This is a genomic window from Sedimentisphaera cyanobacteriorum, from assembly GCF_001997385.1.
GTDB lineage: Bacteria > Planctomycetota > Phycisphaerae > Sedimentisphaerales > Sedimentisphaeraceae > Sedimentisphaera > Sedimentisphaera cyanobacteriorum.
The window spans coordinates 1009123-1023889 of the sequence record NZ_CP019633.1 but is presented as its reverse complement, the minus strand read 5'-3'; the positions used below and the strand labels follow the sequence as shown (position 1 = coordinate 1023889).

The window sequence follows — 14767 nt, the reverse complement described above, 5'->3', positions numbered from 1 at the left end:
AATGGAAGCCCTCAAAGCAGGAGGCGACGGAACTCAGGCCTCTGAGCTTCTGGCGAAAACCGAAACGGCAGTAAGCCAGCTGTTTGTTCAGCAGCATGGTCTGCTGTACAGAATAGCAGCTATCAACTGGCTGCATTTCTGCATTATTCTTTTCCTGCTCTGCATTGCGATTACAGTGGTAGTGAGCCTTATGACTGCCGCCCCAACTCCCCAGCAGCAGCATTACACCTATTTCTCCGCTACGAAAGAAGAACGCGAAGAAACCAGAAGAAGCTGGAACAAATGGGACATTATCCATTCTGCAATAATTCTGGGTATAGTTATTGCATTCTACGCATACTTCTGGTAATCAGAAGAACAATGCAAAATGCAAATGTTTATTAACAACCTCATAATGATTGGCGGTTGAGAGATTCCAATCAAATCAGTTTCAGGCCTCCTAAAACAGGAGGTCTGAAATTTTGAAAATAAGCTGATTATAGTTTAATCTGGATTTGAGGGTTCAAAGGGAGAAATATGGTTTTTAAGATTACTAAAACAGCTCTTACAATTTCAATTATTGTTTCTCTATGCGCTTATGGCTTGGGTGAATTCGTTCAAGATGTCGGCTCAGATGGTATTGTGTCTTTTGAAGCAGAAAACTGCGATGCAAGAACCGCCAAAAGCGGCCGCAGCTGGAATGAAATAAATTCATCTGAGTGCAGCAGTAATGCAGCAATGCAGGCTCAGCCGGATGAGGGGGAAGTTTTCAATACCGGTTATGCAGAGCAAAGCCCCAGTATGGAATTTGAAGTATATTTTGTAAAAACGGGGACTCATTACGTATGGTTCAGGTGTCTGCCTCTGGATGGCTACAGCGATTCATTCCATATCGGCCTCGATGGCCAAGAGCTTGCCTCCGCAGACAGAGCAAGAAGCTCGAATTTTGAAAGCTGGAACTGGTCTAAATCCACAATGGACGGCAATGATGCTTCAATCGAAGTAGGTTCTCCAGGGGTTCATACGGTCAATGTGTGGATGAGGGAGGATGGATTCCGTGTTGATAAGATTGTGATTACCAGCAGTTCTTCTTATTCTCCGTCCGGCTATGGCCCTGATCAAAGCATCCGCAATTATCCGCCCTCAGCTCCAGAAGGGCTCTCTGCAAGCGGTATTGACAATGGGGTCTCGCTAGTTTGGGATGATAATCCCGAATCTGATATAGCCGGCTACAACGTGAAAAGAGCCTTGTCTGCCGAAGGGGCATACAGCACAATCGCTGAGGATGTCTCTGCAACCAGTTATATTGACAATACAGCAGAAAACGGGACAGTTTATTATTATGTTGTTTCCGCAGCCGACAACGCAGGAAACCACTCTGAAAACAGTGAATCTGCCTTTGCCGTGCCTCACCTTGTGAAACGAAAAATGGAAAAAATCGACCGCGGAACAGTGGCGGTGGATATAGGCAGCAGCGGGGTTTACGTTGGCTGGAGAATGCTCGGTACAGAGCCTCAAAGCGTTGAATACAACGTTTACCGCGACGGGCAGAAAATAAATTCATCCCCCATTTCAAATTCAACGAACTTTGTCGATTCCTCGGGCACTCAAAGCAGTACATACAGAATCGCAGCGGTGATTGATGGAGAAGAGCAGCAGAAGTCCAGCCCTGTATCGGTATGGAATGATTTTTACAAAGACGTACCTCTTCAGAGACCCTCAGGCGGGACAACTCCTGATGGCGTGGATTATACCTACAGCCCGAATGATGCAAGCGTTGGCGACCTTGATGGAGACGGGGAATATGAAATCATTCTGAAATGGGACCCTTCCAACTCCAAAGACAACTCGCACAGCGGCTATACGGGAAACGTGTATATCGATGCCTATGAAATGGACGGAACTTTTATGTGGAGGGTAGATCTGGGCAGAAATATTCGTGCAGGAGCCCATTATACCCAGTTTATGGTGTACGACTTAGACTGCGACGGCTATTCAGAAATGGTTTGCAGAACATCAGACGGCGCAGAAGACGGGCAGGGAAACACTATCGGAGATCCGTCAGCGGACTACCGCAATTCTGCCGGCAGGATTCTAACCGGCCCGGAATATCTCACGGTATTCGACGGGCAGACGGGAGCAGCCCTTGCTTCTGAGGCTTTCGAACCTGCAAGAGGCAATGTTTCAGACTGGGGGGATTCTTACGGCAACCGTGTTGACCGTTTCCTTGCGGGAGTGGCTTATCTGGACGGGGAGAGGCCAAGCGTTATTATGACTCGAGGCTATTACGAGAAAACCGTTTTGGCTGCTTGGGACTGGCGCGGAGGCGAGCTGTCTTTGAGATGGATTTTCGATAGCGACGACCCGGGCAATTCCGCATATGCAGGCCAAGGCTGCCACACCCTCAGCATTGCAGATGTTGACAGCGATAAAAGAGATGAGATCATTTTCGGTTCCTGCACGATTGATGATGACGGAACCGGCCTTTACTCCACCGGCTTAGGCCATGGAGACGCACTGCATGTTTCAGATATGGATCCTTACCGCCCTGGGCTTGAAGTTTGGCAGTGCCATGAGACATCCGCCTCAGGCGCTTCGTACCGTGATGCTGAAACGGGCGAGATTATCTGGGAACACCCCAATACAGGCGATGTAGGCAGGGCGCTTGCAGCCAATATAGACAATCGGGAAATCGGTTATCAGCTCTGGTCTTTTGCTGCCGGCGGTACTTACAACGTTGACGGGTCTCAAATGAGCAGCTCTATGCCTAGTTTGAATTTCGCAATATGGTGGACATCTGATCTGCAGCGCGAAATGCTCGACGCAGCAGACGGGCAGGGAATGAATCCGATTATGGATAAGTGGGACAGTCAGGCTGACAGCGTTTACAGGCTGATGAGTATTTACAGCATTCCTGATTCATACAGTACAAACTCCAACAACTACACCAAGGCAAATCCCTGCCTTACAGCAGATATCCTCGGAGACTGGCGGGAGGAAATGATTTATCGTGCTTCCGACAACGAGAAGCTCAGGATCTTCACTACCACAGACAAGACAACTCATCGTATTTACACACTTATGCACGATCCGCAGTACCGATTGGCTGTTGCTTGGCAGAATGTCGGCTACAATCAGCCCCCGCATCCAAGCTTTTATATAGGGTTGGGGATGACTCCTCCCGAGCAGCCGGATATATCGCTGATAACTCCAAGATTCAATCCTGCTGATATTCTTCCAGACGGCAGAATAGAGCTGAAAGACTATGCTGTGTTATCCAGTGAGTGGATGAAGCATCTTGCAGAGCCTCAAGCTGATATTGCCCCTGCAGGCGGAGACGGCGCTGTAAACCTTTTAGACTTAAACGTTCTAATTGAAAAATGGCTTGAAACGGAAAATGGACTATCCAGCTGAAACAAAGGTTTTCATTGCGGAATGGTTTAATAATTGTGAGCCTTAAAGATCGTAAAGGCAATGTTATTAGCGATAAATAATTGGAGGTAAAACTTGTGAAGTATGCTTTCTTTGTGCTGTTTGCCGTTTCAGCGATTACGCTGGCAGTTATGCACAGAATCCCCCTTCTGCCAGCCTGTTCAGCAGGAATTGCTCAGGCGGAAACAGAAAAATCTGGCTTCACGGAAAAGCATTCTGTTACTCCAAAACGCAAAATGGAGAATCTCGGCAGGGGAGTAGCAGCAGTAAGAACAAGCGGCGGTGTTTTCATAAGCTGGCGCCTTTTGGGTGTTGACCCTGTCGATATCGGGTTTAATATCTATCGTTCGGCTGACGGGAGCGAGGCAGTTAAGCTGAATTCTTCCGTCCTAACCGGCGCAACCTGCTATACTGATACAGATGCTGATGCCCAGAAAGACAACAGCTATTATGTTAAGACTGTAATAAACGGGCAGGAAAAGCAGAAGAGCAAGCCATTCACTATTGAATCGGGCGCTCTTGAGGAGCCTTGCATAGTAGTACCGCTCAGCAGCGGTAATACCGACAAAATTCACTTTGTATGGGTTGGAGACCTCGATGGAGACGGAGAATACGATTTCGTTCTTGACCGTCTCAACAATGAAGGACGCTCTCAGAAGCTTGAGGCTTACAGGCAGGATGGAACGCTGCTCTGGAGCGCAGATTTAGGGTCAAACAGCACAAACACCTATAATATTGAACCGGGCTCTTCAGCTGTTGATGTAGGCCATTGGGACGGAGTTACGGTTTATGATTTGGATAGTGACGGCAAATCTGAAGTTGCTCTGCGCACTGCGAACGGGGTAACTTTCGGGGACGGTGAAACTTTATCAGCCTCTAATGATAATCTTCAGTTCATTTCAATACTCGACGGAGAAACGGGCTCAGAAGAGGCACGCATACAGATTCCAACAGATTACATCTCAGACGGCCCGATGCCTGCCCATTTTGGCGTTGGTTATTTGGACGGGATAAATCCCAGCCTTATTGCATCAATGAAAAACCGCATTGGAGACGGTGAATTTAATATGATGGTTTGCGCTTGGGATTTCGATGGCGAAAATCTTGAACAAAAATGGAAATGGCTCAGAGGCCCTGATGGAGGTTATGGCGGGGTATGTCCTGACAGCCATAATATTCGGATAGTGGATGCAGATCAGGATGGTGAGGATGAATTTTTCCATCTCGGTTTTGGACTGGAAAGCGACGGTACACTTTTATACGACCTCCATGATTCGGGCGTAGTGCATGGAGACAGATTTCACATTGGCAAATTTGATCCGACATCCAGCGGATTAAACGGGTATGCCGTCCAGCAGGACAATCCAAGCGGTCTGCAGTTTTTCTACTTCGACCCGAGCAATGGAGAAATTTTATGGCAGCATTCCGAATCCCCGGGGGATGTAGGCCGAGGGGAGGCGGCTGATATAGACCCTCGCAGCCCGGGCTATGAGGTGTGGGCATTCAGCGGAGTTTGGAACGGGCCAACCGGGCAGCAAATTACATCTCCCGGAGAACAGCCATGGCCATGCCTTAGGCTTTGGTGGGATGGGGATCTTCTAAGTGAGAACTTCAATGACGGCAAAATCGAACAGTGGGACTGCAATAACAGCTGGATGTCTCGAATTGTTACTACTTGGCATTACCACGGAGCAACCCACAGCTACAGGGGAGCTCCAATGTTTTATGGTGATATTTGGGGCGACTGGCGTGAAGAGGCTATAATGACAAACCCAGACTACACAGAGCTGGTTATTTTTACAACAGATATCCAAACAGACAAACGCCTATACACTCTCCCGCACAATCCTGCGTACAGAAACAGTATGACAGTAAAGGGTTATATGCAGTCTCATCAGCTGGATTATTATCTCGGCGAAGGTATGACAGACCCTCCAAAGCCGAATATCCAGATTGTTGATGCAGCTTCTCAGGCCGATCAGATTACTATTGAAAACGACATACTCACTTTTCCAAGTCTTTCTGATGAAACAGTAAATCTCTCCTGCCTCTCAGAGCTCCATCTAACAGGCGGTTCGTCTGTGCTTTCAAACTGCCAAATTAATCTGAATTCGGAGGACGCGTTTGTTTTTCTTGAAGGGATCAAGCCTTCGCAGGCCTCGGATTCAGCTTACCTCTCTCAGATAAAAGTTTCAGGTGAGGATGCTGTATTGAATGAAAATGTGCGGGTGGTTCAGTATGAATCAGGGGCTGTTATAATACCCCATTCTCAGGGGTTCAAGCCTTTGGAGCTTTTCGCAGAGGAGAACTTTCTCGGCAGGTCTGCTGAGCTTGCCCAATACGTTAATTATAATTCAGGCTCTCTGGGGCAGCTTTCGTCTCAGGCAAGTTCGTTCATTCTCAAAAGAGGCTACACTGTCACATTAGCACAGAACGAAGACGGCAGCGGCTTCAGTAAAAACTACGTTGCTCAAGACTGCGATCTGCTTATAGGCTCTCTTCCGCCCGAGCTGGACGGGAATGTGAATTTTGCGCGAATCTTCCCATGGCGATGGACGCCGAAAAAAGGTATCGCAGGCGGAATTGGAAGTAATTTGGATATTGGTTGGTCTTACAACTGGAACATAAGCGAAACTTCTACGCTCGATAAGGAGTATGTACCGATTCGGCAGAACCGCTGGTGGCCGGGCTTGGGGCAGGACTGGCAATCCAGAGGCTCTTCGCATCTGCTCGGATATAACGAACCGGACAGCTCTTCGCAGAGCGATATTGCAGTGGGGGATGCGATATGGTCTTGGCCTGATCTGCTCTCAACCGGTCTGCGAGTTGGTTCACCTGCAGTTACAGATGGAGGAGTGAATTCATGGCTTGTGCCTTTTATGCAGCAGGCTGACTCGGAAAACCTCAGGGTGGATTTTGTGGCAGTGCATTACTACCGCTGTCGAAATCCGCAGGACCCGGCGGGCGCTGCTGAGAAGATGTACAACTACATGAAGAATATTCACGACCAGACAGGACGACCGATATGGGTAACTGAATGGAATAACGGCGCAAACTGGACAGACTGCCCAGACCCCACATACCAGCAGCAGGCAGATGCGATATCTGCTATGATTGATATGATGGAGAACACTCCATGGGTGGAGAGATACGCCATATACAATTGGGTGGAAGATGTGAGAAGGGTTCAGAGGGATGACGGCTCGCTCACACCTGCCGGCGAGGTTTACAAAAACAGAAAATCGAAAGTGGGCTTTCAGCAGCAGACACCTGATTTCCAGAAGCCTTCACGAGCTGCCTATTACTTCAGCGGCAGCTTTCTTGACAGCTCCGGGGAAGGGAATAATCCGCTAGTTTACGGAGCGCCCGCCCTTGAAACCGAAAGTTTTGCAGACTGCCTCGCTTTAGACGGCAAAGATGATTACCTCGTTCTTCCGGAGAATATAGCCGGCAGTGATGATTTCACTTTTGCCGCATGGGTTTACTGGGACGGAGGTGAGAAGTGGCAGAGGATTTTTGATTTCGGCAATAATACAGATAATTATATGTTTATAACACCTTCTACCTACAGCAGTCAGATGCGCTTCTCGATTACCCAGTCTGGATATAACGGCGAAAAGAGACTCGAATCAGGAGCTTTTCCTGTAAATGAGTGGACGCATGTTGCAGTTGTATTGGATGACGATACCGGCAGGCTTTACATCAACGGCAGCCTTGAGGCCAGTGAGAGTATAACATTGAATCCCTCGGACATCTCTGCTTCGAAAAATTATCTCGGAAAGAGCAATTTCTCAGCAGACCCTCTCTTTTCCGGCATCCTTGATGATGTGATAATTTCAGATGCCGCTTTTTCAGCAGTGGAAATTGAAAAACTTATGAGCAACAGCCCTCCTCAATTCAATCTTAAGGAAATTGATATGGGAAGCTGTTTTGTTGATGAGAATTTTTCTTTTGACCTTTCAGCTTATGTCTCGCAAAACGACAGCGGCGATAATCTGATTTTCCATAAGATTTCAGGCCCTCAATGGCTCAGCATTAACTCTCAAGGCCAGGCTTCCGGCAGTCCTGAAAGTTCAAATGCCGGAATGAATTATTTTATTTTTTCAGTAGAAGACTCAGCTGGAGCTAAAGATTTTGCAACAGTAAGAACTGATGTAGAGCTGGATACTTATGTTGCAGCGCATTGGAATTTCGATGGAGGTACTCCCGGAGCTGCAATGAATAATACCGGCCAAACCGGACAGCCCTGCGCGGCCGATTTGTCTGGTAACGGCTATGAACTGTATGCTTGGGACGATACTTACGGCCCATCATTCTCACAGACAGGCCAGACTCCCAGCGGGCTCGGTCTCAGCTGCAGGTTGAATGGCGGTCAGGACGCCTACACGAATAATGCAGGCATAAACAACTGGGCTCCTGAGCAGTGGACTGTTGAGTGCGCTGTGAAGCTTGACAGTATCAGCGGCTGGCAGACCTTTATAGGCAAAGACGGCTCATCCCATGGAGAGGCTGAGTCTGATTTTTATCTACAGAAAAACGGCATCGACAACAAATTCCGTGTGAACTTCGATACCGCCGGCGGGCATCGCTATGTGTTGGATTCTGATTTTGCTGCTCAGGCAGGAAAATGGTACTGCATTGCAGCCGTTTCAGACGGCAGCACCCTGAAGCTTTATGCAGATAAGCTCGACGGAAACGGCTCACAGCTTGCAGGCACTTTATCTTTAAATCCCGGCAGCGACAATTCCCTCTCAGCAGCAGGGCACAATTGGACAGTAGGCCGGGGCTGGTTCGATGGCTCCCAAGTTGACCATGTAAGCGGGTTTATAGATGATATAAAATTCTCCAGCAAGGCCCTTAAGCCATCAGAGTTTTTGCATTATCAGTGCGGGGCTTGGGGATATCACGATTCAGATCTTAATCAGGACTGCTTCGTTGATATTGAGGACTACGCCCTCTTTATTTCAGAGTGGGATTATTCACTCCAGAATTTGCGTTCATTTTGTTCGCAGTGGCTGAAAAGCAGTAATCCCTATTCTGAAATAACAGCTGAATAACGTAATTTTTCCGAAAATAAAAGAAGAGAGGTAAAAGGGCTCTTTCTTTTCGGCACTTTCTCAATAGTTCTGCCGTATCTTCGCATAGGTTCCCTGTTCAAGTGGCTCCAACAGAAATTCCCGTTGGTAAGTAGGTGTGTACTCCACTTCATTCCTGTTTCCCCGAGCCGTGAGGGCTAATTGCAAATTCGTGCGGCCTTATCCCGAGACACTCTATTTGTGCAGTGCTGAAGCGTGAGGCGCCGAGACATAAAGATATCTTTTCCGCAGTTTGCTCACTGTGCATACTTGCTTAAGTGGTGCAGGAATTTACTGCCGCTTCAATAGCACTCACAAAATTGCCAAGAGGCTTAATATAATCAAGAAGCCCGAACATATTCTTCATAACGGCTTTAGGACCGGCGTCTTCAATAATTAACTGATTATTATCAGCCCGCCAGTCCCGCCGAGTTTTCTTCTTTTAAAACAAAGCAGTGGTTTATTAGTCGCCCCTGAAAAAGTTTAAAATTTTCCTTAAATTCTTTCCTGATAATGGTTTATATGATTGAAAAGCTTTCGAGATATGGTATAATATTGCAAGTGTTTATCTTACATCTATCAAAACATTGCAATATTGGGACAAAATAATGAAGGCAAAAAACAATAAAGCAGGCTTACTCTTTCAGCAGCCATTAAAACCTCTTGTAAATCCTGATCACTCTTTAGTCCAACTCTCAGAGGTTGTCAACTGGTCTCGCTTTGAAGAGAAGTTTGGCAGTTTATACAGTCCTGATTCAGGCAGGCCGGCCAAGCCGATTCGCCTGATGGTCGGCCTTCAGTATCTCAAGTACACTTTCAATCTCAGCGATGAAGCAATCGTTGCCGGCTGGGTTGAGAATCCTTACTGGCAGTATTTCTGCGGCGAAAGATACTTCCAGTACGAGCCTCCTATTGATCCAACCAGTATGACTAAGTGGCGTAATAAGGTAAAATCTGATGGTCTTGAAGAGCTGCTCGAAGAAACTATCAAAGCCGGCTTGAAGCTTAAGGTTATCAAAAAGAACGATTTCAACAAGCTCGTTGCAGATACAACCGTTCAGCAGAAGAACATCACTTATCCGACCGACGCAAAACTCTGCCACAAACTGCGCATTAAGCTTGTAGATCTTGCAAAAGCCTCAAAACTCCAACTTCGCCAAAGCTACGAAAGGGTTGGAAAAAGGGCGTATGTAATGCAGGGCAGGTATCGACGTGCAAAACAGTTCAAAAGAGCTAAAAAAGAAGTGAAGAAATTAAGGAACTACCTGCGGCGAATTACGAAAGAGGTCGAGCGGAATATAGCAGGCAATGAGCAGTTAAGAATAATTTTTGATACATTGCTTCAAGCCGCTAAGAAGCTTTTAGCCCAGACAAAGAAAAGCAAAAATAAGCTCTACAGTATTCACGAACCTCACGTCTGCTGCATTGGGAAAGGCAAAAGCCACAAGAAATATGAGTTTGGAAATAAGGTTGGAATTGTAACTACTGCCAAGAATAATTTTATCGTAGGAGCGTTGGGCTTTGAAGGAAACCCTTATGATGGCCATACTCTTCGGGCTAATCTGAAGCAGACAATGAATTTAATCGGGAGAGAAAAGCTTGGAGATGTTTATGTTGATGGAGGATACAAGAAACATGGCTGCGAAGATATTGGAAATGTTGAAATTGTAGAAAAGGGCTGGCGAAAAAAGAAACGAAGTATCAAGAGGTGGATTAAGAGAAGATCGAGCATAGAACCAACGATAGGCCACCTCAAAGAAGACAACAGGTTGGGAAGAAACTTCTTGAAAGGTGTAGAAGGGGACAAAATGAACGCCCTCGGCAGCGCTTTTGGGTACAATATGCGTAAACTTCTAAAGAAGTTTACTTTTGCCTATATTTTTATGCTTAAAATTATTGAATTTTACAGAAATTTGGCAATGAAAAGCAAATTAAAGACTCGATTAGCCTGATATATTTTTTTAGTTTCCCCAAAATCATTGATTTTTCAGGAACGACTTATTAGATGTATCCGTTGAGGATGTTTTCAAGCATTTCCTGTCTGCCGCTTTGCAGCTCTGGTTCGCCGTTTTCTATTGTATATTGCTCGAGCTTTTGAAAATCCGCTTTGCCTGCCTCAATCTTAGCTCCTAAACCTGTATCCCAGCCTGCGTAGCGTTTCTTGAGATTATCTTCAAATGTTCCATCGCTGATCATTCTCTCAGCAATCTTGAGCCCTCTTGCAAAGCAGTCCATAGCTGCAATATGGGCGTAGAAAAGATCGACCGGATCAATAGACTGCCTACGCAGCTTAGCATCAAAATTTAATCCGCCTGAGCTAAACCCGCCTGCCCTGAGGATTGTGTACATTGCAAGTGCGCTGTCGTAGAGGTTTGTGGGGAACTGATCGGTATCCCAACCAAGCAGCATATCGCCGCGGTTGGCATCAACAGAGCCCAGCATACCGTTTCCAGCTGCATACTCAAGTTCGTGCTGAAAAGTATGTGCGGCCAGAGTGGCATGATTTGCCTCAATATTCAGTTTGAAGTCATCTGTAAGGTTATACTTCTGGAGAAATGCCATACAGCTGCCGGCATCGAAATCGTACTGATGCTTTGTTGGCTCTTTGGGCTTGGGCTCAATGAAAAGATCGCCTTCAAAGCCAATCTTCTTCTTATGGTCAACTGCCATATTCATAAACATACCCATATGGTCGAGCTCACGTTTCATATCGGTGTTGAGCAGGGTGTCGTAGCCCTCTCTCCCGCCCCAGAACACATAGCCTTGGCCGCCGAGTTCATGCGTAATTTCCATTGCCTTTTTCACCTGACTGGCTGCATAGGCAAACACATCAGGCGATGGGTTTGTTGATGCTCCGGCAAGAAATCTTCTGTGGCTGAAGGCGTTGGTGGTACCCCAAAGCAGACTTAGCCCAGTTTCATTTTGAAGCTTTTTAGCTAAGCTGGTCATCTCATCAAGTCTCTCGTTTGTTTCAGCAAGATTATCTGCCTCGGGAGCGATGTCCCTGTCGTGAAAACACCAGAAATTCACACCCAGCTTAGTGAAAAACTCAAAAGCGGCGTGCATTGTATCTCTGGCACACTGCATCGGTTCGTTGGATTGGTTGTAATTTCGGATCATAGTTGGGCCGCCAAACGGATCATCACCCAGCCCTTTAAAGGTATGCCAATAGCAGACAGCAAAACGAAGATGGTCTGCCATTTTCTTTCCGAGCACAATTTCATCAGGATTATAGTGCTTGAATGAGAGCGGATCTTTCGAATCCGGCCCCTGATACGTAATCTTTTTTATTTCCGGAAAATACTGGTTCATTTTTCTACTCCTCTTTGTTTAAAATTTCTATCCATTTTTCGTATGCTTCACTGTAAGTTTGTTTAAGTTTCTGGTCTGGCTCGATTCTTTTTGTGCATTCCAAACCTTGAAACGCTTCCTCAAAATTTTTATATATGCCAAGCCCAATGCCGGCAGCCCGCGCTGCGCCCTGTGAACCATCGGTATTGTACAATTCCAACGTTACACCCGTAACGTTGGAGAAAGCCTCGCAGAAAACAGGGCTGCGAAACATATTAGCGTTTCCTGCCTTGATCGTCTGAGGCTTAAGATTCATATTCTTCATTATTGAAAGGCCGTAATTCATAGCGAAAGCGATCCCTTCCTGTGCGGCTCTGAAAATATGCGACTGGCTGTGAACGTGGAAATTAATCCCTCTGATCGCCCCGTCTGGCCAGCTGTTGCCGAGAATACGCTCAGCCCCGTTTCCGAAGGGTATTATCGAAAGCCCTTCGCTGCCGGCAGGTATTTCCGAAGCGTATTTGTCTATTTGCGCATAATCTATTCCTGAGGCTATATTGTTTTTCACCCAGCTGTTCAAAATTCCCGCTCCGTTTATGCAAAGCAAAACACCATATCTCGGCCTGCTATGCTGATGGTTTACATGAACAAAGCTGTTTACTCGGGACTGCCTATCATAGGCAGGTGTATCTGAGACGCCGTAAACAACACCTGAGGTGCCTGCAGTGGCGGCTATCTCGCCGGGTCTGAGAACATTGAGCGAAAACGCATTGTTGGGCTGGTCGCCTGCTCTGTAACACACTTTAGTTCCGGCTGCCAGGCCAAGCTCCGCGGCTGCACTTCCAGAGAGCTTTCCCTGCATTGAAAAGGTAGGCAATGCCTCAGGCAGCAATTCTTTGTCAATGCCGTAATAATCAAGTACAGATTGGGCAGCCCTGTCCTTTTGGAAATCCCAAAGGATCATCTCAGACAAACCCGATTCGGTTGTATAAGCCTCGCCTGTCAATTTCATAGCAATATAGTCGCCCGGAAGCATAGCCTTGTATATTCTGCTGTAAATCTCAGGTTCGTTATCCTTCACCCACTTCAATTTTGATGCAGTGAAATTGCCCGGCGAATTCAGCAGGTTTTGCAGACATCTTTTTTGGCCAATTCCTTCAAACGCTCGATTTCCGATATCCACTGACCTGCTGTCGCACCAGATGATTGAATCTCGAAGCGGGACAAGCTGTTTATCAACTGCCACAAGCCCGTGCATCTGATATGTAATTCCGATTGCCTTAATTTGCGAGGGGTCGATCTGCGAGTTAGAAAGCAATTCGGCAGTAGCATTCTTTAAATTATCCCACCACATCTCCGGCGACTGCTCAGCCCAGCCGGGTTTGAGAGAACGAATCTGCATTTCGACAGCCGGAGCTGTTGCCGAGGCTGCCTGAATTCCCGATTCAGCATCAAGGAGAGTGGCTTTTATTAATGAAGTGCCACAGTCATAACCCAAAAGATACATTTAAGGCTCCTAAGTAAATTCTATAATACCAACAGCTTACCATAACAGCACTTTGACAGGAAGACCACTTTGCGTTAAAATAATACCAGTTTACGCAAGTCAGAACATAGTATAAATCAGGCCTAATCCATGAAAAAAGTGCTGATAATTGTTGATACCTCAAGAAACACTGGCAGGCAGCTGCTTGCCGGCGCTGAGAAATACATTAGAGCCTTTGACAGGTGGCAGGTGCATACAAAACCGCCTGAATACCTTGAAATTGAATATGAAATTGCCGATAATCTGAACAGATTTGACGGTTTTTTTATATGCGACGCAAAAAATATCTCAAGAATACTGGAAACAGACAAGCCCAAAATTATCAATTACATAGACGAAAAAAACAGCCCAAATGCGATATCAATAATCACCGATTCAGCGATGATTGGGAAAATGGCCGCAGACTACTTCTATTCTCTCGGGTTTAAGCATTTTGCCTATTGCGGCTTCGAGAATATACCTTGGTCTGAAAAGAGACTGCAAAGCTATCAACTGCAAGTCATTAGTTACGGTTTTGAGAAGATATACGTCTATAATGACAGTTCTACATATTTGGATAAAAAGCAGCCGGTTATAGAGTGGCTCAAGGGGCTTCCCAAACCAATCTGTGTTTTCGGATGCAACGACGATAGAGCCATATACATTATGGAAGCCTGCAAGGTGGCTGGAATCAGTGTTCCCGAGGAAGTGGCTGTGCTTGGCGTTGACAATGATGAGCTTGTCTGTAACCTTTCCTCCCCTCCGCTTTCAAGTATTCTGCTGAATTTCGAAACCGCTGGATTTATCGGGGCTAAACTTCTCGGCAGCTCAATGAGGGACAAAATCCTTGATCAGAATATCAATGTGGAACCAGTGGAGGTCATTGAAAGGCAATCAACCGAAGTGCTGGCGGTTGAGGATAAAGAGGTTGTTTCGGCACTGATCTTTATTCGAAATAATTTTCACAAATTGATTCAGGCACGGGATGTCGTAGAAGCTACCACGCTTTCCAGACGGACTTTGGAGTATCGATTTAGGACACATCTCAACAGAACAATTAAACAGGAAATTGACCGCTTCAGGATTAATTACATCAAGCAGTCGCTGGCCAAAACAGACTTCCCTGTATATCAGATAGCCCAGAGTTTGGACTTTACTGCCGCGGAGCACTTTTCACGTTATTTCAAAAATTTAACCGGCGAATCACCCGGTGAATTTAGAAAGCGAATGAGTGAAACTGAATAAAGAAATCTATGCAGTAAAGGTGAGTAAAAGATAGAGGGCAAACTAATGTGTTTGCCCTCTATGAAAAATTCTGTAAATCTTGCCGAAACGCTCTAAAGCCTATCAGAGGTTCGCCCCTGTTTGAAAGCTTGCTGCTGCCGGGAAAACAGCAAATACTTATTGGGGTTTGTTCATTTAGCTGTGTAAATGGCTTTTACTTTTTTGACATTTTACACTTCTG

Annotated in this window: 6 protein-coding genes; 4 read left to right on the top strand and 2 right to left on the bottom strand. The window is 46.3% G+C overall.

What is annotated here, in order from left to right; genetic code table 11:
- The first annotated feature begins 516 nt into the window (after positions 1-516).
- From L21SP3_RS12280 to L21SP3_RS03900, 3 genes are all read left to right on the top strand, one after another.
- Entirely contained in the window at positions 517-3393 is a 2877-nt protein-coding gene (locus L21SP3_RS12280) for a rhamnogalacturonan lyase family protein (RefSeq protein ID WP_161488086.1), read from the top strand.
- Positions 3394-3488: 95 nt separating this feature from the next.
- Positions 3489-8468, top strand: coding sequence for a rhamnogalacturonan lyase family protein (locus tag L21SP3_RS03905; protein ID WP_123785127.1), 4980 nt, complete (start codon positions 3489-3491; stop codon positions 8466-8468).
- A gap of 626 nt (positions 8469-9094) precedes the next feature.
- Positions 9095-10438, top strand: coding sequence for an IS5 family transposase (locus L21SP3_RS03900; RefSeq protein WP_227806803.1), 1344 nt, complete (start codon positions 9095-9097; stop codon positions 10436-10438).
- Positions 10439-10487: 49 nt separating this feature from the next.
- Here L21SP3_RS03900 and xylA read toward each other — a convergent pair whose 3' ends face one another.
- Positions 10488-11798 carry a xylose isomerase gene (xylA, locus tag L21SP3_RS03895; protein WP_077539447.1) on the bottom strand — a complete coding sequence of 437 codons (1311 nt, stop codon included), beginning with the start codon at positions 11796-11798 and terminating at the stop codon, positions 10488-10490.
- Positions 11799-11802: 4 nt separating this feature from the next.
- The gene (locus tag L21SP3_RS03890) at positions 11803-13284 is read right to left on the bottom strand and encodes a xylulokinase (protein WP_077539446.1); all 1482 of its coding nucleotides are present in this window, start codon (positions 13282-13284) and stop codon (positions 11803-11805) included.
- Positions 13285-13413: 129 nt separating this feature from the next.
- On the opposite strand from L21SP3_RS03890, the gene L21SP3_RS03885 reads away from it, so the two are divergent.
- Positions 13414-14547 carry a DNA-binding transcriptional regulator gene (locus tag L21SP3_RS03885; protein WP_077539445.1) on the top strand — a complete coding sequence of 378 codons (1134 nt, stop codon included), beginning with the start codon at positions 13414-13416 and terminating at the stop codon, positions 14545-14547.
- Positions 14548-14767 lie beyond the last annotated feature (220 nt).